Origin of the sequence: Agathobaculum ammoniilyticum, from assembly GCF_025567315.1 — a bacterium.
Lineage (GTDB): Bacteria > Bacillota > Clostridia > Oscillospirales > Butyricicoccaceae > Agathobaculum > Agathobaculum ammoniilyticum.
On record NZ_JAOQJE010000009.1, the window covers coordinates 19946 to 41015 of the forward strand.

Consider the following 21070-nt stretch of genomic DNA (forward strand, 5'->3'; position numbering starts at 1 on the left):
TGAGAGGAAGTGGATACCGTGAAAAAATCGACGAAAGTAAAAACCGGGCTGCTGCTGACCAGTCTGGCCTGTGCGGCCGGCGCGACGGCGGCGCTCGTTCTGCTTCAGAAAAAGCGCGAGGAAGAAGTTTATCATGAGGCGGAGCTCAAGGCAATGGACGAGCTGGAGGAAATGATGCGCGCTGAATCCGACTGCGCCTCCTGCGCCTGCGCGGAGGAGTGCGCGGCGGCGGACGCCTCCTATCAGGACACGTTCGACGAAGAGGTGCCGGAGGAAGCGGAAGCGCCTGCGGCTGCCGAGCCGGAGGAGCCAGCGGAGGAAGATCAGGCCGAAGAAGACGAGGAATAAGGCAAAGCGGGCGGAGCCACCCTCCGCCCGTTCCTTATTGCCGGGAGAAAGGAGCGAGGGACGTGATCGAATACGAGGGACGTGTGTTCCGCCCGCCGTCAGAGGCATATAGTCTGATCATACAGGCGACGGTCGGCTGCAGCCATAATCAATGCACGTTTTGCGATATGTATAAGGAAAAGCGCTTCCGCGTGCGGCGGCTGGAGGATGTGAAAGCGGATTTCGATGAGGCGCGGCGCATGTACCGCCGCGTGGACCGCATTTTCCTTGCGGATGGCGACGCGCTGATGTGCCGTGCGGAGCATATGGCCGAGCTCCTGCGGTATATCCGCCGCCTGTTTCCCGAGTGCGAGCGGGTGACAAGCTACGGCTCGCCCGCGTCCATCCTGGTCAAAACGCAGGAGGAGCTGGACCAGCTGCACGGGCTTGGCCTGGAAATGGTCTATATGGGGCTGGAATCCGGCTCGGACGAGGTGCTGCGCCGCGTCAATAAGGGAGAAACGGTGGACGATATCGTGCGCGCGGGCCTGATGGTGAAAAAGGCGGGCATGAAGTTGTCGGTCACCTGCATCGCGGGCCTTGGCTCGCTGGAGCTGAGCGAGGAGCACGCGATCGGGACCGCGCTGGCCCTGTCGCGCATGAAGCCGGAGTATATCGGCCTGCTGACCCTGCTGTTTGAGCTGGAAACGCCCCTGATGCGGGATTGGCGGGCAGGGCGGTTTTATCTGATGCAGCCGGTCGAGATCGCGCGGGAGACGCTCACGCTTCTGGAGCATATCGACGCCGAGGGCAGCGTGTTCCGCGCCAACCACGCCTCCAATTATGTCAACCTTGCCGGTACGCTCAACCGCGATCGGGAGGCGATGTGTCAACGCCTGCGGCAGGCATTGGCGGGCGAGGTGCAATTCCGCAACGAAGCATTTCGTGCGAGATAGCTAAAATAATTTTGCCTGTATTGTGAAAAACAGAGAAAAACGCGAAATTAAGATGTTGATTTCGTTACAATTTAGAAAAAAACGAGACAACGGCGCGGAGATGTGCTATACTATTGATGATTTGGGGAAATGAAAGGCTGTTGAGCGGCCGTGCTGTTAAGAACTTGTTAAGAAAAGCGTATTCCGGCTGGAGGATTGCTAATGGATTCCGTATCCCACATTCGTGTTGCACACCTGCTGCTCGATTATGTCGAGCAGACCTGCGGCGTTACCTTTGACCAGAGCGGCTTCGTTTATGGAAACCTGAAGCCGGATTTGACAGGGACCTACCTGACCAAGCGCCATAACCCGTCGATCATGATGGACGAGGTGATGGAAAAAATCCGCGCGTTTACCGAAAAATACACCATCGGTCCGGTGAATGGACATGAGCTTTCGATTGATCTGGGCGAGATATGCCACTTTATGACCGATTTTTTCACCTATCCGCATAACGACGATATCTACGACCGCAACCTGCTGGCGCATTATGTATACGAAAAGCGCGTTGCGCTCGTGATCCGCCGCCGGATGACCGAAGCGAAATTCGAGCAGTGGGCAAGCCCGATTATCCCGCCGGCCTCGGTGGACGCTTTGATCAACCGCATCGGCGCCATGCATGACGAATACCGCGCGGCCGGCCGCCATCATGGGATTGACGACGACCTGATACATATCTGCCGGGCAACCGCAATGGTTGTGCTTTCGATCATCAGCATCGTTTACGAGCAGGTGGATGTACCCGCAACGGTCATCGCCTGATACAGACACTTTTTACACGCTGTTGCGGCAAGCGCCGTCCGGAGAGCCGGACGGCGCTTGTTTTTGCGGCGTGCGTCGGTCGCACTTCTTTTTTCCGGCGGTCCGTGCTATAATAAAGAAAAAACAATGGGAGATACTATGAAAAACGTGACGATTTATACGGACGGGGCCTGCTCCGGCAATCCAGGGCCGGGCGGCTGGGGTGCCATTTTGCGGTACGGGGCGCATGAGAAGGAGCTGTCCGGCTCCGAGCCATCGACTACCAACAACCGCATGGAGCTGCTCGGCGTGATCACCGCGCTGGAAGCGCTTTCCGAGCCCTGCTCGGTCGACCTGTACTCGGACAGCAAATATGTGGTAGATGGCATCACAAAGGGCTGGGCGAAAAGCTGGCGCTCGAAAGGGTGGATCAAGGGAGATAAAAAACCGGCCAAAAATCCGGAGCTGTGGGGACGGCTGCTCGCTCTTCTCGAAAAGCATGAGGTCCGGTTCCATTGGGTGAAAGGACACGCGGATAACCCCTATAACAACCGCTGCGACGAGCTGGCGGTAAGTCAGTACCAGAAATACAAGTGATGGGAGGCCGGTCGGATGGACAGGCTGCGCGGTCTGCGGGGAGGCACCCTGCTGTTTTACTATATGTTCACGCTGTGCGCCGCGGTATACGGCCTGCGGCGGGACCTGACGGCATACAACGCCCTGCTTGCCGCTGCGGCGCTCGCCCTGCCCGCTGTGCCGTTTGCGCTTTATCGGGTCTGCCGGCTGCGGCCGGTGTACCTGCTTGAGATCGTGTTCGACTGGTTCGTGCTGGCGGCGGTGCCGTTTGCGAGCCTGTTCGGCGGGTATGAGTGGATTCCCTGCTGGGATAAGCTGTTGCACTTTTTGTCGGGCTTTCTGTTCGCCGTGTTGGGCATGGTGGTGTATTTTGCGAAAAAGCCAGGCCACGCGCTCGATCGGGCGGATGCGTTCAACGCCTCGCTGTATACCTGGATGTTCGCGGTGCTGAGCGCGGTCTTGTGGGAGATATGGGAATACGCGGTTTCCTTTTCCGGCGCGGACCCGCAGCAGGTCGCGTCCACCGGCGTGGGCGACACGATGCAGGATATGATCGTCTGCGCCGTCGGCGGGCTGCTGACCGCGCGGTCCTGCTGGCGCTACCTGCGGCACAGGGGTGAGGGGCGGCGCAAGGGCCTGATGATGAGCCTGTTTGAAGCCTATTATCGGGAAAATATCCGCAAAATATAGAAAAGACGTCCGAAGGCGAGCGCCTCCGGACGTCTTTTCGTTCTATGGCATGATCCCGATGGGGGCTTAGTCCTTCGGGGTGTTGGCTCTGTTCGAAACCTTGCCGCCATAGGTGCGCAGCAGGTTACGGACATAACCGTTGTTCTGCATAGATGCTTCGCTCATGTTGCTAAGTGCCTTTACAAACTTGTTCATATTGCGGCCTTCTTTCTTTTAAGATTTGCCTATATCATACCTTTTTTCTGGGGGAAAAACAAGAGGCTGATTGTATGAATTATACAAATTAGATAAGAAAGAATTGTGCAATTAATACAAAAATCAGCCCTCGGTGTGAATAACAGAGACCGGACAGCCGCCTGCGGCTTCCTGAGAGTCCGCTTCCTGCGCCGCGGTGTCGGGCTGGTGATAGACCTCTGCCAGACCATCTCCGGCGATGCGGAACACATCGGGACAGGTTGCTTCGCACAGGCCGCAGGAAATGCAGCCGCCGCGGTCGATCGTGACCTGCATAAACAAACACTCCTTTCTCGCACACAGTATGCGCAGAAAGGAGCGGCGTTATGAGTGGTATGTCTTGCGGGGAGAAAACGGGAAAGCTGGAAAAATCAAACAGACGCGCGTCACAGCTCGCGGCACTGGATGGCGGCCAGCGCGTCCTCGGTCGTCCGACTGCCGAGCGGGATGACGCCCATGGCCTCGGCCCGCCGGCCGACCTCGTATTTGTGCAGGTCCACGCCGCCCTCAGCGCACTGACTGATGAGATAGACGCGCGTGCCACTTCGGAGCAGCGACCGCACCGCGTCCTCCAGCCGGCGGGGGATGCCGCCCGCGCCGAACGCCTCGACCACCACCCGGGGATACCTGTGCAGGACGTTGAAAAACGAGGGCGGGAGATCGGGCGTCAGCTTGACGAGCAGAACGTCCGTGTCGATGTCCCGCACGAAGCGCGGCGTGCCGTCGCGCTTCGGCGGGTGCGCCAGCCGCACGCACCCAGCTCCGTCGATTACGCCCGCGAGCGGCGCGCCGACCGAAGTGAATGCGTCCGCTTCGAGCGAATGGCGCTTTGCGGCGTGTGGGCCGTGGATGATCTTTCCGTGCAGCACCGCCAGCACGCCGACGCAGTCCGCCGCCGCGACGCGGCATGCGTCGAGAAGGTTGCGGGGCGCGTCCGAACCCGGCGCGCCCATGGGCAGCATCGAGCCGGTCAGCACCACGGGGCGGTCGATGTTCCGCAGCACATGGTGCAGCAGCGCGGCGGTATAGGAAAGCGTGTCCGTGCCGTGGGCAATGACAAAGCCGTCGTACCGGCCTCGGTTTTCCCAGACCGCCCGCGCCATTTGCATACGGTCCGCGGCGGTCAGGTCGGTGGAGTCCAGCCGCATCAGCTCGCACACCGTGACCGCGCAGACCGTCTCCAGCGCGGGCAGCAGGCGGACAAGCGCCCCGCCGGTCAGGGTCGGGGACAGCCCGTTTGCCGTTTCACGGCACGCGATTGTGCCGCCGGTGGCGATCAAAAGCACCTTTTTCATTGATTGCCCTCCCCGCGTCCGCGGTTCACTGGTAGCTGTCCGCAAGAATGCCAATGATCTCCTCGCGGCTGAGCGGACGCGGGTCGGCGCGGAACAGACCGCCCATGGTGGCGGCCGCGTTGTCCGCGATCTTCCCGAAATCCTCCGGCCGGACGCCGTAGCCGGACAGGCGGAGCTGGTGGACGCCGCAGCGCTTCTGCAGGCCAGACAGCGCCGCCAGGAAATCCGCCGTGCCAGTAGCGCCCGTGCGCCCGAGCGCGCGCGCCAGCGCGGCCATCCGTTCGCCGGAAACCTCGGCGAACCGGCTCCAATAGGCGCGCGAAATCATAATCAGGCCCGCGCCGTGCGGCAGCGCGGGATGGAACGCGCTCAGGGCGTGTTCGATCGCATGCTCGCCCGTGCAGCTCGACAGCGTTTCGACAAAGCCGGCCAGCGTGTTGGCGAGCGCGACCTCGGCGCGGGCCTCACGGTCGCCGCCGTCATGCACGGCGGTCGCGAGCGACCGGCCGATCAGCTCGACCGCGCGGAGCGCGAACATGTCGCTCATCGGGCTGGCGGTGCGGGCGATATAGCCCTCGGCCGCGTGGAAGAACGCGTCAAAGCCCTGATAGGCGGTCAGGTGCGGCGGTACGGTCATCATAAAGTCTGGGTCCACGACCGAGATGGCGGGGAAGCACTTTTCGCCGCCCCCGCCGATCTTTTCCTCGCCGTTGGTGATGACCGTGAACGGGTCTGCCTCGGTGCCTGTGCCCGCAGTGGTCGGGATGGCGACCACCGGCAAACCGGCGTTGGCGATGCGCTTGCCGCCGCCCGTGCCGCCGTGGACATAGTCCCACCAGTCGCCGTCGTTGGTAGCCATGACAGCGGCCGCCTTGGCCGTGTCGATCGAGGAGCCGCCGCCCAGGCCGACGATGAATGAGATGTGCGCCGCGCGGCAAAGCGCCGCGCACTCGCGCACCCCTTCGATGGTCGGGTTGGGCTGTACCTTGTTGTAAACAGCCGTTTCGTGTCCGGCCTGCCGCAGCACGTCGGCCACACGGTCGACATAGCCGAGCCGTGTGGTCGACGTGCCGCCGGTGATAATCAGGCCGCAGCCCTCCGGCAGGCGCGCTTTGGCGAGCTTGCGCACGGCGCCGTTGCCGAAAAACAGGCGGGTGGGCATATAGAAGCTGAAAATATCCAACGAGAAAACCTCCCTCAAAAAAAGGGGGTCCAACGACCCCCATGCGAATGCTGCTTGCTGTACGTTTTCCGGCTGGGGCCGAAACGCACCCAACAATACAATTATAGCAAATCAGCGGAAGCGTGGGAAGAGGGAAAACGCTGAAAAGGACAAGAATGTTTTGTTTAATATAACCATGAAAAAACATAAAATAATGCTTGACGTTGTGCAAGGTTGATGATATTATAATGTCACAGAAAAGAAAAGGGCAAACACCAAGGGACGTAAAGCAGGGGCTTTACAAAGGGCGAGAACCCATTCTTATTCTGAAGGGTTGGCGTACAAAGCCAAATGATACCGGAGAAAGGGGTGAGTCCAATGGTATCAGAAGAAACATCCTACCAGTTCGCGGGACTCGCCGCGGCGCTGTGACCGAAACGATCAAGGTGATAGCTATTTATAAAAAGAGCGAGTTCCAAATTAAAAAAACGAACCGCCTGAAAAGCGCGATCGGCTTCTGATAGTAAGGAACGGCACCTGTGAGGAAGCTATCCTCGTGAAAATATATCCGTGAAAGCATACTGACGATGTAAGCGGATCGAGGCAGCAGGAAAGTAAGGTTCATGCATGAAAGAACCCTGAAGCAATGCGTTGGCGAATATGAAAATTGATCAGTACGATACCTGTAATCGCCCAAAATAGTGCGCATCCAAGAAAAAAGGCCGATGGGCATACTGATGAGTATGATGCGGTAAAAGCGGACCAGAGCACAGGACAGAGATCATATCAAAGCCTGCTGAAAATGGTTCGGGCATACAGGAATAGAATCGAACGATTGCCCGCCAGGAAGAGACGCATTTCAAAATCTGACTTGATATAGAGTTCCTGAATGTAGTTAAGGTAACAAACCGAAATGTGTTCATTACCCGAAGAACCGCAGCCGGGCGGTTCCCGTGAACGTAGGATGAAAAAGCGGACAGCAAAAAATAAAAAAGGACAGCGGGAAATATCCTGCTGAGAAAAGAGAATCTATGGAGATCTGGAAGTAAAAGGCCTCGTTCGATAGGGACGAGGCCTTTCTTGTTCGCTTTTTCCGAAACGCGGGCGTTACGGATGCGTTTCCCTTGCTTGGCCAATCATCTGGTAAAGCGCGTCGAGCGCGCCGGACAGGGTACCCACCTCGTCGATCAGGCCGAGCGTGACCGCCTGCTTGCCGGAGATGACCGTACCTACGTCCGCAGTGAGCTGTCCGGTCTCGCGCATGAGCTGTTGCAGCCGTTCGGCGGAAATGCGCGAGTGCGTGGTGATGAAATCCACGATGCGCTCCTGAATCTTGGCGAGGTATTCAAAGGCCTGCGGCACGGCGATAATGGTGCCGTTCATGCGCACCGGATGGATGGTCATGGCGGCGGAGGCAGCAATAAAGCTCTTTTTCGCAGCCACGGCGAGCGGTACGCCGATCGAATGGCCGCCGCCCAGCACAAGCGAGACCGTCGGCTTGGTCATGCCCGCGATCAGTTCGGCGATCGCCAGGCCGGCTTCCACATCGCCGCCCACGGTGTTGAGCAGGATCAGCATGCCGTCGATCTCCTCCGCCTGCTCTACCGCAGTGATCTGCGGGATCAGATGCTCGTATTTTGTGGTTTTGTTCTGCGCGGGCAGCTCCATATGCCCTTCGATCTGGCCTACGATCGTGATGCAGTGGACCGTGCCGCGCGAGGTTTTAGCCGTGATCGAGCCGGTCTCCATAATATTATTTTCTTCCGGCGCCTGGATGGATGGGTGTTCCTCCGCCATATCGCTCCTCCTTTTTGATATAAAAATCCCTACGGTAGAGTATGCTTCGCGGTGGTGGTTTTCATGCGCGGCCCGCGCGGAGCAGGGAAATATTACAGACTGTAAACAGCGGATCCGGTAGAACAGGCAGCTTTTACAAGTAAATACCGGAAGTTATCCACTTTGTACACAGAGTTATCCCCAATGCATGGTGGAAAGCTTTGTGTATAAAGTGGATTTCGTCCGCCGGAAAGGGCGTGCTGCGGCACAGAGTTTCATTATGGAAACATGTCTTGCTGTTTGCGTGGAAATTTGCTACAATATAAATGAATATCCGCAAATTCGCGGTAATAATGGAGTGAGTATGGTAATGAGCAATCCTATCGTTACGATTGAAATGGAACAGGGCGGTATCATCCGCGCGGAGCTATATCCCGAGGTCGCGCCGAATACGGTGCGCAATTTTATTTCGCTGATCCAGAAGGGCTTTTATGACGGAACGATCTTCCATCGCGTTATTCCGGGCTTTATGATCCAGGGCGGCGATCCGGAAGGCACCGGAATGGGCGGCCCGGGCTATGAAATCCGCGGCGAATTCACCGCCAACGGCTTCCAGAACGACTTGAACCACACGCGCGGCGTGCTGTCCATGGCGCGCACCGCGGTGCCGGATTCCGCGGGCAGCCAGTTCTTCATCATGACCGAGGATTCGCCGCATCTGGACGGCCAGTACGCCTCTTTCGGCATGGTGACCGAGGGCATGGATGTGGTCGACGGGATCGTGAACGCCCCGCGCGACTGGCACGACCGTCCGCGCCAGGAGCAGCGCATGCGCAAGGTGACCGTCGATACGCTGGGCGTGGCGTACGAGGCGCCTGAAACCCTGTAAACGGAAAGAAGGGGAATGGTATTGTATTATACCAACAAAGAGATTTTCGTCCTTTCCGCGGTCGGCTGTATGGATACCGAGCCGGATGGGCTGGAGTCCATCCTGGCAGGGAATGAGGAGGGCGCAAAAGGCTGCTGTCTGTCGGTTGATATGACCGCGGACGGTATCGCGGTGCTGTCGTCAGACGGGTACTGCGTGGCGAACGACGGAACGCGGTTGAGCATCACGGATTACAGCTACGCGGAGCTGCACCAGGCGGCACCGCAGCTTGTCCCCGCCGGACAGGCGATCGAGCTGGCGCGCACCTGCCGGGCAAAAATCGCGATCACGGTACATAACCAGACGCTTCTGCCGCAGCTCCGCATCACCCTGCGCCATTCCGAATGGCTGGACAATACGATCTTTGTCGGCCTGGGCCTGGTGGAGGCGGCGCGCATCGCAGTCGCTAACCCTGACCTGCACATCATGGGCGAGCTGCCCGCGCTGCCGGACAATATAGACGCGCTGGTGCGCGCGGCGCAGACGACCGGCCTGTTCGGCCTGCGCGCGGCGGCGGGCGACCTAACGCCGGCACTGCTCTCGGCCTGCCGGAGGGCGGGGCTGTTCACCATGAGCCTGCCGACAAATGACGAGCGCACGCTGGCAGGGCTGATCCGCAGCGGCGTCAACTTTATTGAAACGGCGCGGCCGGATATTACGTCCATGCTGCTGCCGGCGGGCGAGGCGGAGCCGCACCAGATCCCGCTAATGCGGTTTTGATCCCTGTTTGTTGATAAAACCCCCGGAAAAGCTGTTCCGGGGGTTTGTTGCGTTTTTATTATGTCTGATTTCCCACCGCCCGATGTAAGACGCATTTGGCAAGCAGGACGGCTGCCGCAAGGACTAGGGCGCTGATGGTGAGCCAAAGCGGTATCGGCGTTTGGAGCTGTGTCCTGCAATATACCGAGCACAGCAGGAACAGCAGGCCAATGGCTTCGAGCAGTCTGGACAGAAATCGGTCTGCCTGCTTGAGATGGCTGCGCTTGTCTGCCCGTGTGTGCTTTGCCATCCCGAGGATGTCAGTCAGCACCTCTGCGGCCTCGGTGTGGCGGACAGTCTCGGCGGGAATTCGCCGTCCCTGCATCAGCTCCAGCACGCTGACGTCCAGCGCCGCCGCAAGCGGTTCGATGAGGCTGATATCCGGCAGGCCCGCGCCCCGTTCCCACTTGCTGACCGCTTTATCAGTCACATGCAGCCTGGCCGCCAGCTCTGCCTGTGTCATGTTCTGCTCCCGACGTACCGCGGCGATAAAAACGCCTGTTTTTATTGCATCCATTGCTATATCCTCCTTTTTGGGAAAAAGTATACCGTATCAGACAGCCTGGTGCAACCGACGCAAAGTTGAGGCAGTATTAGCGGCGTTCTACGGTGCGTCGATGCGTTGTTGAGCGGTAAAATGCGGGGGAGAGGCTTTCCCTTATCTATCTTTTGTGTTATAATAAAACGGTATATATCCATTTATCCCGATATTTGAAAGGAGCCGCGGCTGTGGCTGACATTTCCGTACAAAATCTCACCAAATATTACGGCGACCGCCTCATCCTACAGGATATTTCCTTTGATATCCAGCCAGGGGAAAAGGTCGCCATTCTGGGCGCGAACGGCGCGGGCAAGACCACCCTGCTTAATATCCTCACCGGCCGCCTGCCCTATGACGGGGGGCATGTTTCGCTTGGCGCGGGCAAGAACGCGGGCGTGATCGACCAGATGCCGGATTTCCCGCCGGAATCCACGGTCGAGGATGTGCTGCGCCTGGCTTTCCGCGAATCCGACGAGGTCGCCGCCGCGATGGACGCGCTGACCGATGAGATGGCCCGCAAGCCGGAAGACGCCTCGCTGCTCAAACGCTACGCCCAGCTTGAAACCCGTCTGGAGCTCCTCGGCGGCTACAACCGTGATTTTGAGATCGACCGTGTGTGCAACGGCCTGGAAATCCCCGCAGCCATGCGCGCGCAGCCGTTCGCGTTGCTCTCGGGCGGCGAAAAGACGCGCATCAACCTGGCGCGCATCATCCTGGAGCAGACCGACATTCTGCTGCTGGACGAGCCGACCAACCATCTGGACATGGACGCGGTCGATTGGCTGGGCAGTTACCTCGAGTCCTATCGCGGCACGGTGATGATTATTTCGCACGACCGCTGGTTCATTGACCAGTGCTGCGACCGTGTGATCGAGATTCACGACTGCACCTGCGAGTTCTACAACGGCAACTACTCCTATTACGCGGTCGAGCGCGAACGCCGCCGCGAGGAACAGCTCAAGCATCACGAGCACGAGCTGGCCGAGAAAAAACGGCTGGAAGCGGTCGCCCGCATCATGCACGAGCACGGCACCGAGCATCTGGCCAAGCGCGCCGCCTCAATCGAAAAGCGCATCGCGCGCATGACCGTAACCGACCGCCCGAAAAAGGACAAAAAGCTGACCGTCACCTTCGGCGACCCGAACTACGAGACCGAAGAAGTGTTAAAGGTTCGGGATATTACAAAGAGTTATGAAGGGCGTGAAATATTACACGGTATCAGCTTCAACATCCGCAACCGCGAGAAGGTCGCCCTGCTGGGCGCAAACGGCGCGGGCAAGACCACCCTGCTCAGGATCCTGCTGGGGGAGGAAACGCCGGACGAGGGTACGATCCGCAAGGGCGTGGGCCTGAAGCCTGCCTATCTGCCGCAGCAGGTGCATTTCGCCAACCCGCACCGCAACCTGATCGACACGCTGATCTATGACAAGAACGTGTCCATGCAGGTCGCGCGCAACCGGCTGGGCTCGTTCCAGTTCACGGGCGAAACGCAGATGAAAACGGTCGATATGCTGTCCGGCGGCGAAAAAAGCCGCCTGCGCCTGTGCGAGCTGATGTACGACCCCCTGAATTTCCTCATTCTGGACGAGCCGACCAACCACCTCGACCTTGCCAGCCGCGAGTGGATCGAAGAGGCGGTGGAGGCGTTCGACGGCACGCTGCTGTTCGTCTCGCACGACCGGTACTTCGTCGAGCGGTTCGCCACCCGCGTGCTGTATCTGGAAAACGGGCGGCTGACCGACTTCATCGGCTCGTATTCCGACTTTTTGAAATTCCGTGAACGGGGCGAGCTGCCCGAGGCGCCTGCCTCCGCGCCGGCCCCCAGGCGGAAAAAGCCCGATGCGCCGACGCTGGACGACGTACCCCGTCCGCCGGAAAAACCCAAGCGTACCGGCGGCACCAAAAACCTGCAAAAGCAGCTCAGCGCGCTCGAACGTGAAATTTCCCAGCTCGAGCTGCAGTCGGCCGAGTTGGAGCAGCAGATGATCGACGCGTCCTCGGACTCGGCGCGGCTACTCGAACTGATGACCAAAAAGGAGCAATGCGACGAGTCGCTCGCCGCGAAAATGGACGAATGGGAGGCCGTGGCCGCCGAGCTGGAGGAGCTGCAGCAATGAGCGAACGGAAGATCTGGCTCGCGCTGGCGGCGGTGTTCGCTGCGGGCGGCGTGGTGCAGCTACCCTGGGCGCCCTCTCGGTTCGGCGGCGTGTTTTTCCTTACGCTGGCCGCCGGCTGCGCGGGCGAATGGCTGATGCTGCGCCTGCGGGAGCGACACAGGGTATGCCGCGTGCTGTCCGTTGTGGGACGTGTGCTGTTCGGCTTGTTCGTAGTATCGTTCGTCGCGGTGCAAGGCGTCATCCTGCACGGGATGCGCGCTGATCCGGAAGCCGGAGACGCGGATTACCTGCTGGTGCTGGGCGCGCGGGTGTATGAGGACGGCCGTCCGTCCGCGGCGCTGGCCGCACGGCTGGATACGGCGTATGATTTCCTGCAGACGCACCCCGAGGCTACCGCCATCCTGTGCGGCGGGCAGGGGAGCAACGAGCCGTGTCCGGAGGCGGAGGCGATGTATGATTACCTGACCGCCAGAGGCATGAACGCGGACCGTCTGCTGCTCGAGGACGAATCCAACAATACGATACAGAACATTGAAAACGCCCGTGCCCTGATCGGGGACGGACACAGGACCGCGGTGGTGACGAGCGATTACCACCTTGCACGCGCCCGCGTGCTGATGGTGCGCGGTGGGTTGGACGCGGCCGGCATCCCTGCGCCGACGCCTTATCCGGCGCAGCGCGTGGCGGTGCATTGTCGGGAGTATTGCTCCATCCTGGGGCTGATGCTCACCGGCAGGTGGCAGGGCGGCACGGGAAAGGATATACCGGCCGCGTAAGGCGGCGGAATCGGAAAGGAACCTGTTATGTTTGACAAACTGAACGCTCTTGCGCAGCGCATGGACGAGCTGGAGGCCCGTCTCGCCGAGCCGGGCCTGTATGACGACCCCAGCCGCGCGGCCAAGCTCCTCAAGGAGCGCAACGAGCTGGAACCGATCATCCAGGCGTTCCGCGCCTGCCAAAAGGCACGGCGGGCGCAGGAGGACGCGCTGGATATGCTGTCCGATCCGGATATGAAGGAACTGGCGCAGGAGGAGCTGCAGCAGGCCAAGGCTGATATCGCGCGGCTGGAGGACGAGCTGAAGCTCCTGCTCCTGCCCAAGGACCCGAATGACGACAAGAACATTTTTGTCGAGATCCGCGGCGGCGCGGGCGGCGAGGAAAGCGCTCTGTTCGCCGCCGACCTGTACCGCATGTACACCATGTACGCGGATAAGCGCGGCTGGCAGACCGAGGTGATGAGCGCGTCCGAAACCGAGCTGGGCGGCTATAAGGAGATCGTGTTCCGCGTGGCGGGCGATAAGGTGTATTCCCGCCTGAAATTTGAGAGCGGCGTACACCGCGTCCAGCGCGTGCCGGAAACCGAGTCGCAGGGCCGCGTACACACTTCGACCACCACGGTGGCCGTGCTGCCCGAGGCCGAGGAGGTGGATTTTTACATCGACCCCAAGGACCTGCGCATCGACACGTTCCGGTCATCCGGCGCAGGCGGCCAGCATATCAATAAAACATCCTCGGCCATCCGCGTGACCCATATCCCGACGAACACGGTGGTCGAATGTCAGGACGAGCGCAGCCAGCACAAGAACAAGGATAAGGCGCTGCGCGTGCTGCGCGCCCGTCTGTACGAAGCCGAGGAGGAAAAGCAGAAGGCCGCGATCGCCGCGGACCGCAGAAGCCAGGTCGGCACGGGCGACCGTTCGGAGCGCATCCGCACCTATAACTTTCCGGAAAACCGTGTGTCCGACCACCGCATCAAGCTGACGCTCTACAAGCTCGACCAATTCCTGAACGGGGATATGGACGAGATACTCGACGCCCTGATCGCCGCCGACACGGCTGAAAAGCTCAAGGCGCAGGGCGAAGCATGATCCCTGGAAAGGAGAATCCCAATGAACGAAATTTCTGCCCTTTGGCAGTCCGCGCCATGGCTGGTGGTGGGCGGCGCGCTGGTGCTGATCAACATTGTGCTGCTGCTCCTGAAGCTGACCCGCAAGCTGATCTTTCTGGCGGCCGGTGCGCTGCTGATCGCGGTCGGCATCTATACGGGCGTGATTGACGCGCCCGTCGGCCTGCTGGCGCTGCCGTTTTTCGCGATTTAACAGCGCGGTTACAAATCTCCGCTTTGCCGCTGCTATAATGAGGGCAGGAGAGATCGCTATGGGACTTGGCGCTGTATTCCGGCCTTGGGCTGACGCTGCTCGGCATCCTGGTGTTTCTGGCGGGGAGTATCCTGCTGTTCGCGGGCGTGCTGCTGCTGGGCGGGGGCGTTTGGCAGGCGAACGGCTTTTTCGGCCTTGGCCTCGGCGTGCCGCGCGATTTTACCGCGGAAAACTGGGCGAAGACCGCGCCGGACTATACCGACTCGCCGGAGCTGCTGGCCTACATCATTGACATGCCGTTTGACGAGTCCACCCTGGATATTTACCTGCAAAATGGTCGCGTCACAGGAACGGACCGCACACTGGAGCATTAAATTTCCCACTGATGGAAGTGTAATTGATGAAAACAAGCATACTTTCCCCACAATTTGATAAAGATGCCATAAGGATCGCCGCAGACCTGATTCGGCGGGGTGAAGTGGTGGGGATGCCCACGGAAACCGTGTACGGGCTGGCGGCAAACGCCCTGAATGGGGAAGCGGTGGCGAAAATCTTCCGCGCCAAGGGACGGCCGCAAGATAATCCGCTGATCGTCCACATCGCGGATTTTAATCAGATTTCCGATTTGTGTCCCGCGGTGCCGCCGCAGGCAGTGGCGCTGGCCGAAGCGTTCTGGCCCGGGCCGCTGACCATGATCGTACCCAAAGGGAGCTGCATTCCAAACGAGGTATCGTGCGGGCTGGACACGGTGGGTATCCGTCTTCCGTCGCACCCGCTGGCGCGCGCGCTCATCCGTGCGGCGGGCGTGCCGCTGGCCGCCCCCTCCGCAAACACCTCCGGCCGCCCCTCGACCACTACGGCGGCACACGTCCTGTGCGATTTGGACGGCAAGATCGCTGCGATTTTGGATGGCGGGCCGTGCGGCGTGGGCGTGGAATCCACGGTCGTCACCCTCGCGCTGGACAAGCCGCGCCTGCTGCGGCCGGGCGGCGTGACGCTCGAACAGCTCCGCGCCGTGCTGGGCGAGGTCGAGGTCGACCGCGCGCTGTATGAGAAGATAGGGGATGAGGTCAGGGTGTCCGCGCCCGGCATGAAATACCGCCACTATGCCCCGAAAGCGCCGGTAACGGTTGTGCGGGGCGACCCACAACACACGGCGCAGTATATTAAAGAGCATATCAGCGGCCCCACTGGTGTGCTGTGCTTTGATGAATACAGGGAGTGCTTCCCTACCTGCGTGGTGGAGTGCTTCGGCTCCCAAGCCGACCTCGCGGCGCAGGCGCGCGAGGTGTTCGACCGCTTGCGGGCGTTCGACGAAACCGACGTCCGGCAGATCTGGGCGCAGTGTCCGTCTGACGAGGGGCTGGGGTTGGCGGTAGCAAACCGCATTAAAAAGGCGGCGGGTTTCGCGGTGATCGAGCTTTGAGTGGGGTGCATATCCAGCCAGGGGGTGTGGGATAATGAAAATCATAGGCTTGACCGGCGGCAGCGGCACGGGCAAAGGCACGGTCGCCGCGCGGATGCGCGAACAGGGCGCGGGCTGGGTGGACGCGGACGCGGTCTACCGCCGCCTGTGTGCGGAAAACCGCGAGATGCTCGCGGCGCTGGACGCGGCGTTCGGCGGCGTGCTGGATGGAACCGGCGCGCTCGACCGCCCGAAGCTGGCGCGGCTCGTATTTTCCGATCCCGACCGGCTGCGCGAGCTGAACCGTATCACGAACCCCTATATCCGCGCCGCGTCGCGCGCGGCCATACAGGCGCAGGCCGCCTGCCCGATCGTGTTGTACGACGCGCCGACCCTGTTTGAGGCGGGCGCGGACGATCTGTGCGAAAAGACGGTCGGCGTGCTGGCGGATACCGAAACGCGTGTGCGGCGCGTGATGGCCCGCGACGGCATTTCCGAGCAGGCCGCGCGCGCGCGCATCCTTGCCCAGCCGGACGATGGCTTTTACCGCGCCCGCTGCGACCATATCTTGGAAAACAACGGCGACCTCGCCGCGCTCTGGCGGGAAACCGATGCTTTATATACCATTTTGAGCAAAGGAGAACGAAAATGACCTCTGAACAGCTTTTTTATGACAAGAAAACCGGCTTCGACCGGCTGACCGGCAGCGACAAAAAGAACATCCAGTCCTATGCCGGGGACTACAAGAAATTTCTGGACGAAGCCAAGACCGAGCGCGACGCGGTCAAGGAAATGGTTCGTCTGGCGGAGGCCAAGGGTTTCCGCGCATGGACGCGGGATGATACCGTCAAGCCTGGCGACAAGCTCTACCAGGTCAACCGTCACAAAGGGATCACGCTGGCCGTGATCGGCAAAAAGAGCCTCAAGGAGGGCGTGCGTCTGACCGCTGCCCATCTGGACGCGCCGCGTGTGGATATCCGCACTGTGCCGCTGTACGAGGACGGCGGCATGGCCTTTTTCAAGACCCACTATTACGGCGGCATCAAAAAGTACCAGTGGACCGCCATTCCGCTCGAGCTGCGCGGCGTGGTGTGCGTTTGCCACAACGGGCAAATGAAAACAGTCGAGGTGCGCATCGGCGACAAGCCGGAGGACCCCAGGTTCGTCATCACCGATCTGCTGCCCCATCTGGCCTCTGAGCAGATGACCAAAAAGGCGACCGAGGTTGTTAAAGGCGAGGGCCTGAACGTGCTGGTCGGCTCGGTGCCGAGCGAGACCGTGGACGAGAAATGCGGCGAGAAGATCAAACTTGCGGTCATGGAATACCTGAATAAGCAGTACGGCATGGTGGAAGCGGACTTCCTCTCCGCCGAGCTGTGCTGCGTGCCTGCTTTCCCCGCATGCGACATTGGCTTTGACCGTTCGTTTGTCGGCGCTTACGGCCACGACGACCGCGTGTGCTCCTACACCGCAGCGACCGCGCTGCTCGATCTCAAAACCACGCCCGCGCACACCTGCGTCTGCCTGCTGGTGGACAAGGAGGAAACCGGCTCGGACGGTGTAACCGGCATGCAGTCGCGCGCGTTCGATACTTTCATGGCCGACCTGTGCCGCGCGCAGGGCGCGCTGGTGGAGGAATGCTATGAAAACTCGGTGTGCCTGTCCGCAGACGTATGCAACGCCTTTGACCCCAACTTCCCTGAGGTGTCTGAAAAGCGCAACGATGCCCGCGCCAACTGCGGCTTTGCGCTGGTCAAATATACGGGCGCGCGCGGCAAGTCCGGCACGTCGGACGCGACCGCCGAGCTGATGGCGCGCATCCGCTGCATTTTTGACAAGGCGGGCGTGGTCTGGCAGACAGGCCAGCTCGGTAAGGTCGATCAGGGCGGCGGCGGCACAGTGGCGATGTACCTGGCCAACCGCAACATCGATACGGTGGACGCGGGCGTACCCGTGCTTTCCATGCACGCGCCGTTCGAGGTGATCGCCAAGCTCGACCTGTATATGGCCTACAAGGGCTTCGGGGCGTTCTATAAGGACTGAGACGGAAAACGCACAAGACGGCGGCCGGATACCGGCCGCCGTCTTTATTACACCTCTGTTACATTTTGCAGGCGGGCGCGGGACGCCGTGTTATAATAGGGAGCAGCTAAGGAAAATAACAGCTTCCAAAAGGAGGATTTATAAAAATGACATTCAAACAGGTGCTTTCGTTTTTTTTGACCGGCGCGACGGTGCTGTCCATGTCGGCCACCGCACTGGCGGCGGACACCGCGTCCGACGTGGCGGAGGATACGGGCGCCAATACGGTGGTGGATGGGCTGGAGACTGCCCTGCCGGCCGACGTGGCCGATACCGCGTGGTATGCGCCGGCGGTCCACTATGTGCTGGAGCAGGGACTGATGGATCTTGCCGCGCCGGTGGACGCGGGCTTCTGGCCGCTGCACGCGGTCAGCCGTCAGGCGGTTGCGGACGCGCTCTACCGTGATGCCAAAAACAGGGACGAAAAGCTGACAGCGGGCGCCGCGGGCATGGGCATCCGCGAGATGGCCGACTACGCGGATATCGGTCAGGACTACTATCTGGCGATGACTTTCTGCTTTGACGCAGGCATCCTCACCGGCGACGACGAGAAACGCCTGCGCCCTGGGAAAACGGTTTCCCGCGAGGAGTTCGCGGCGATGCTGACGCGCTACCTCGGCCTGCTGGAGGAGAACGGCCTGACCGAAACTGTGCCGGGCGACGGCATGGCCGTGCAGGAGTTCACCGACGCTTCGCAGATCTCGGATTGGGCGGCGGACAGCGTTGCGTTCTGCCTGAAGAATGGGCTGATGAACGGCAACACGGACGGTTCGTTCGCTCCGCAGGGCAATGTGCTTCGCGCGGAACTGGCGCAGGTTTTGAGAAACATCGCCTCGGATGCCGGCCGGTAAGACAACCCCAAAAGAAAAACCGCTGTATCCGGGTGGATACGGCGGTTTTTTGCCTGTGCCGAGGCAGTCAGTCAAAGATGGAAAACTCGATCTCTTCGAGCGAGTAGCCCTCCTCCAAAATCATCGGCGCGCGCAGGTTGTTATCCGCAAGCGCGGCCGGCAGGTGGGCGATGCTCATGTGCAGCTCGCTTCCGCCGCCCTCCCGCGGGGACAGGAGCAGGCTGCCGCCGTGGGCCTGCGCGATGCGCTGGATCAGGGGCAGACCGAGGCCGAGCGGCGCGCCGCAGCGCGCCAGGGAAAGGTAATCGTCCAGCGAAACCTGCCGCTCCCAGCCAGTCAGGAGCGCTTCAAACAGCTCCGCATCCAGGCCGGGGCCGCGATCCGCAACCGTGATGGTCGCAAAGCTGCTGTCGTCGGTCAGGGTAAGGACGATATCGCCGCCCGCGGGGGACGCGTGCAGCGCGTTGGACAGAAGGTTGTATAGAGCCTTTTGGATCAGCTGCGGCTCGATCAGCGCGTCGCAGAAATCGGGCGCGTGTACGGTGATGTTTTTGGTGCCGTGCGACGGGCCGTACAGCACCGCATTGGCCGCGGCCGTCTGGCAGAGAGCCACGAGGTCGGTGCGGTATAGGCGGAGCTGCTCGGTGAGAGGCGGGTCGTGCAGGAAATCGGAATGGGTTAGTATGCGGTGCATACGCAGGCATTGCTTGCGCAGCTCGGCCGCGAGAGCGGGATCCTGCACCTGTTCTGCGCAGGCGAAAAGCGTGCCGAGATACTGCGCGCTTTTTGCGTGCAGTACGCGCAGGCTCCCGTCGTAAGAGGAGCGGTTGTCGTGCAGGAACGCGAGCAGCGCGCCGCCGCGGTGCGGCAGCAGTTCCAGGCGGTATTCGGCGCCGTCCAGCTCCTCATAAACGGTGCGCGGTGCCTGCTGCACGATGCAGTCGCGCAGCGCGCCGGCGGAGGCGCCGCTCAAGAGCTGGTCGATGCGTTCGAGCGGGTGCAGGCCGGTCAGGCGCGCCGCGGCGTCGTTGCAGGCCTCAATATATAGCGTCGGTCCTACTGTGAGCAATGCTGCGTCGTGCAGCGCGGTACGGTTCAGCAGGGCGCGCAGAGCCGCGCTGTCAAGCTGAGAGAAAAATGTATCCGCCATCTCTATCCTCCGAATCGCTGATCTTTCTGTTTCTTTGTGGGTATAAGGCTGCTTACGGACTGCAATACTATATTTTGTATGATGCTTCTATTATACCACCAGACGGGACCGCTTTGCAAAGAAAAATGTACAAAAACCCAGAATATAATGACAAAAATTTCACAAATATTACACCTTGCGGCATATCGTCCAGATAGTGTATAATAAAGCCATCGACAAGAAGATAATTGTCAAAATTGAGGAGGAACACTGCAAATGGCTATTAAAGTAGGTATCAATGGCTTTGGCCGTATCGGCCGTATGGTTTTCCGCGCTGGTCTGAAGAACCCGAATATCGAATTCGTAGCGGTAAACGATCCGTTCATGACGCCGGACTACATGGCGTACATGCTCAAGTACGACACCATGCACGGCCGCTATGACGGTACCATTGAGTATGACGACAACTCCATCACCGTGGATGGCAAGAAGGTTCTTTTCCACGCTGAGATGGATCCCAAGAACATCCCGTGGGGTAAGGACGGCGTTGATTACGTTGTCGAGTCCACCGGCGTTTTCCTGACCAAGGAAAAGGCGCAGGCGCACATCGACGGCGGCGCGAAGAAGGTCATCATGTCCGCCCCGTCCAAGGACGACACCCCGATGTTCGTTATGGGCGTTAACCAGGACACCTACACCAAGGATATGACCTTTGTTTCCAACGCTTCCTGCACCACCAACTGCCTGGCGCCGATCGCCAAGGTTCTGGACGAGGCGTTCGGCATCACCGAGGGCCTGATGACCACCGTTCACTCCACCACCGGCACCCAGAAGACCGTTGACGGCCCCTCCAAGAAGGACTGGCGCGGCGGCCGTGCGGCTTCCGGCAACATCATCCCGTCCTCCACTGGCGCTGCCAAGGCGGTAGGCAAGGTTTACCCGAAGCTGAACGGCAAGCTGACCGGTATGTCCATGCGTGTTCCGACCTTGGACGTGTCCGTTGTTGACCTGACCTGCAATCTGGCTAAGCCGGCCACCTACGACGAGATCTGCGCGGCGATGAAGGCTGCTTCTGAGAAGCCGCTTTCCGAGGGCGGCCTGAAGGGCGTTCTGGGTTACACCGACGAGGACGTTGTTTCTTCCGACTTCCTGGGCGACGAGCGCACCTCCATCTTCGACAAGAAGGCTGGCATCGCGCTGACCGACACCTTCGTCAAGGTTGTTTCCTGGTACGACAACGAGTGGGGCTACTCCAACAAGCTGCTGATGCTCATCGAGCACATGGCTGAGGTTGACAACAAGTAAGTCAGTCCTGTAGCAACGTAAAACCAAAAGACCTCTTGTGATCTGCACAAGAGGTCTT

At 60.2% G+C, this 21070-nt stretch carries 25 protein-coding genes; 18 read left to right on the plus strand and 7 right to left on the minus strand.

Annotated elements, in window-relative coordinates; translation table 11 throughout:
• Positions 1 to 18: 18 nt before the first annotated feature.
• From OCV66_RS10375 to OCV66_RS10395, 5 genes are all read left to right on the plus strand, one after another.
• Entirely contained in the window at positions 19 to 348 is a 330-nt protein-coding gene (locus OCV66_RS10375) for a hypothetical protein (RefSeq protein ID WP_054328024.1), read from the plus strand.
• 62 nt (positions 349 to 410) lie between these two features.
• On the plus strand, positions 411 to 1283 hold the full coding sequence (locus tag OCV66_RS10380; protein ID WP_147574259.1) for a radical SAM protein: 873 nt from the start codon (positions 411 to 413) through the stop codon (positions 1281 to 1283).
• A gap of 201 nt (positions 1284 to 1484) precedes the next feature.
• Positions 1485 to 2084 carry a zinc dependent phospholipase C family protein gene (locus OCV66_RS10385; protein ID WP_054328022.1) on the plus strand — a complete coding sequence of 200 codons (600 nt, stop codon included), beginning with the start codon at positions 1485 to 1487 and terminating at the stop codon, positions 2082 to 2084.
• A gap of 138 nt (positions 2085 to 2222) precedes the next feature.
• Positions 2223 to 2660 (plus strand): ribonuclease HI, encoded by a 438-nt coding sequence (gene rnhA, locus OCV66_RS10390; protein ID WP_054328040.1) that lies wholly within the window; start codon positions 2223 to 2225, stop codon positions 2658 to 2660.
• A gap of 15 nt (positions 2661 to 2675) precedes the next feature.
• Positions 2676 to 3329, plus strand: coding sequence for a hypothetical protein (locus OCV66_RS10395; RefSeq protein ID WP_107631296.1), 654 nt, complete (start codon positions 2676 to 2678; stop codon positions 3327 to 3329).
• A 66-nt stretch (positions 3330 to 3395) separates the two neighbouring features.
• Here the strand turns inward: OCV66_RS10395 and OCV66_RS10400 are convergent, their stop codons facing one another.
• The 4 genes from OCV66_RS10400 to OCV66_RS10415 form a co-directional block, all read right to left on the minus strand.
• A complete protein-coding gene (locus tag OCV66_RS10400; RefSeq protein WP_256435208.1) occupies positions 3396 to 3524 on the minus strand; it encodes a hypothetical protein in 129 nt (42 codons plus the stop codon).
• 123 nt (positions 3525 to 3647) lie between these two features.
• On the minus strand, positions 3648 to 3839 hold the full coding sequence (locus OCV66_RS10405; RefSeq protein ID WP_054328020.1) for a ferredoxin: 192 nt from the start codon (positions 3837 to 3839) through the stop codon (positions 3648 to 3650).
• A gap of 110 nt (positions 3840 to 3949) precedes the next feature.
• On the minus strand, positions 3950 to 4858 hold the full coding sequence (locus OCV66_RS10410) for an asparaginase (RefSeq protein ID WP_107631295.1): 909 nt from the start codon (positions 4856 to 4858) through the stop codon (positions 3950 to 3952).
• A 25-nt stretch (positions 4859 to 4883) separates the two neighbouring features.
• Positions 4884 to 6020, minus strand: coding sequence for an iron-containing alcohol dehydrogenase (locus OCV66_RS10415; protein ID WP_147574279.1), 1137 nt, complete (start codon positions 6018 to 6020; stop codon positions 4884 to 4886).
• A 248-nt stretch (positions 6021 to 6268) separates the two neighbouring features.
• On the opposite strand from OCV66_RS10415, the gene OCV66_RS10420 reads away from it, so the two are divergent.
• The gene (locus OCV66_RS10420; protein ID WP_107631294.1) at positions 6269 to 6541 is read left to right on the plus strand and encodes a hypothetical protein; all 273 of its coding nucleotides are present in this window, start codon (positions 6269 to 6271) and stop codon (positions 6539 to 6541) included.
• Positions 6542 to 7127: 586 nt separating this feature from the next.
• Here OCV66_RS10420 and OCV66_RS10425 read toward each other — a convergent pair.
• Positions 7128 to 7817 (minus strand): ClpP family protease, encoded by a 690-nt coding sequence (locus OCV66_RS10425; protein ID WP_054328017.1) that lies wholly within the window; start codon positions 7815 to 7817, stop codon positions 7128 to 7130.
• Positions 7818 to 8166: 349 nt separating this feature from the next.
• Here OCV66_RS10425 and OCV66_RS10430 point away from each other — a divergent pair, with 349 nt between their 5' ends.
• Positions 8167 to 8685: a peptidylprolyl isomerase gene (locus OCV66_RS10430; RefSeq protein ID WP_054328039.1), complete on the plus strand. Its 519-nt coding sequence runs from the start codon at positions 8167 to 8169 to the stop codon at positions 8683 to 8685.
• A gap of 15 nt (positions 8686 to 8700) precedes the next feature.
• On the plus strand, positions 8701 to 9444 hold the full coding sequence (locus OCV66_RS10435; protein WP_107631292.1) for a hypothetical protein: 744 nt from the start codon (positions 8701 to 8703) through the stop codon (positions 9442 to 9444).
• 58 nt (positions 9445 to 9502) lie between these two features.
• Here the strand turns inward: OCV66_RS10435 and OCV66_RS10440 are convergent, their stop codons facing one another.
• Positions 9503 to 10000, minus strand: coding sequence for a helix-turn-helix domain-containing protein (locus OCV66_RS10440; RefSeq protein WP_082397325.1), 498 nt, complete (start codon positions 9998 to 10000; stop codon positions 9503 to 9505).
• Positions 10001 to 10212: 212 nt separating this feature from the next.
• Here OCV66_RS10440 and OCV66_RS10445 point away from each other — a divergent pair, with 212 nt between their 5' ends.
• The 9 genes from OCV66_RS10445 to OCV66_RS10485 all read left to right on the plus strand — a co-directional run bounded on the left by OCV66_RS10445 (position 10213) and on the right by OCV66_RS10485 (position 18578).
• A complete protein-coding gene (locus OCV66_RS10445) occupies positions 10213 to 12141 on the plus strand; it encodes an ABC-F family ATP-binding cassette domain-containing protein (protein ID WP_107631290.1) in 1929 nt (642 codons plus the stop codon).
• A complete protein-coding gene (locus tag OCV66_RS10450; RefSeq protein WP_186950100.1) occupies positions 12138 to 12917 on the plus strand; it encodes a YdcF family protein in 780 nt (259 codons plus the stop codon). Before OCV66_RS10445 ends, OCV66_RS10450 begins: the two co-directional genes overlap by 4 nt.
• Before the next feature lie 27 nt (positions 12918 to 12944).
• Positions 12945 to 14009 (plus strand): peptide chain release factor 1, encoded by a 1065-nt coding sequence (gene prfA, locus OCV66_RS10455; protein WP_147574261.1) that lies wholly within the window; start codon positions 12945 to 12947, stop codon positions 14007 to 14009.
• Positions 14010 to 14030: 21 nt separating this feature from the next.
• Positions 14031 to 14240: a hypothetical protein gene (locus OCV66_RS10460; RefSeq protein ID WP_054328011.1), complete on the plus strand. Its 210-nt coding sequence runs from the start codon at positions 14031 to 14033 to the stop codon at positions 14238 to 14240.
• 65 nt (positions 14241 to 14305) lie between these two features.
• Positions 14306 to 14614 carry a hypothetical protein gene (locus OCV66_RS10465; RefSeq protein WP_054328010.1) on the plus strand — a complete coding sequence of 103 codons (309 nt, stop codon included), beginning with the start codon at positions 14306 to 14308 and terminating at the stop codon, positions 14612 to 14614.
• Positions 14615 to 14640: 26 nt separating this feature from the next.
• A complete protein-coding gene (locus tag OCV66_RS10470) occupies positions 14641 to 15666 on the plus strand; it encodes an L-threonylcarbamoyladenylate synthase (RefSeq protein ID WP_054328009.1) in 1026 nt (341 codons plus the stop codon).
• Positions 15667 to 15700: 34 nt separating this feature from the next.
• Complete coding sequence (gene coaE, locus OCV66_RS10475; RefSeq protein WP_054328008.1) at positions 15701 to 16297, plus strand: dephospho-CoA kinase; 597 nt, start codon at positions 15701 to 15703, stop codon at positions 16295 to 16297.
• Entirely contained in the window at positions 16294 to 17688 is a 1395-nt protein-coding gene (locus OCV66_RS10480; RefSeq protein ID WP_147574262.1) for an aminopeptidase, read from the plus strand. The genes coaE and OCV66_RS10480 overlap by 4 nt, the downstream gene beginning before the upstream one ends.
• 146 nt (positions 17689 to 17834) lie before the next feature.
• Positions 17835 to 18578 carry an S-layer homology domain-containing protein gene (locus tag OCV66_RS10485; RefSeq protein ID WP_147574263.1) on the plus strand — a complete coding sequence of 248 codons (744 nt, stop codon included), beginning with the start codon at positions 17835 to 17837 and terminating at the stop codon, positions 18576 to 18578.
• A 67-nt stretch (positions 18579 to 18645) separates the two neighbouring features.
• Here OCV66_RS10485 and OCV66_RS10490 read toward each other — a convergent pair whose 3' ends face one another.
• Positions 18646 to 19728, minus strand: coding sequence for an ATP-binding protein (locus OCV66_RS10490; RefSeq protein WP_054328006.1), 1083 nt, complete (start codon positions 19726 to 19728; stop codon positions 18646 to 18648).
• 255 nt (positions 19729 to 19983) lie between these two features.
• Here OCV66_RS10490 and gap point away from each other — a divergent pair, with 255 nt between their 5' ends.
• Positions 19984 to 21012 carry a type I glyceraldehyde-3-phosphate dehydrogenase gene (gene gap / locus OCV66_RS10495; RefSeq protein WP_054328005.1) on the plus strand — a complete coding sequence of 343 codons (1029 nt, stop codon included), beginning with the start codon at positions 19984 to 19986 and terminating at the stop codon, positions 21010 to 21012.
• Positions 21013 to 21070 lie beyond the last annotated feature (58 nt).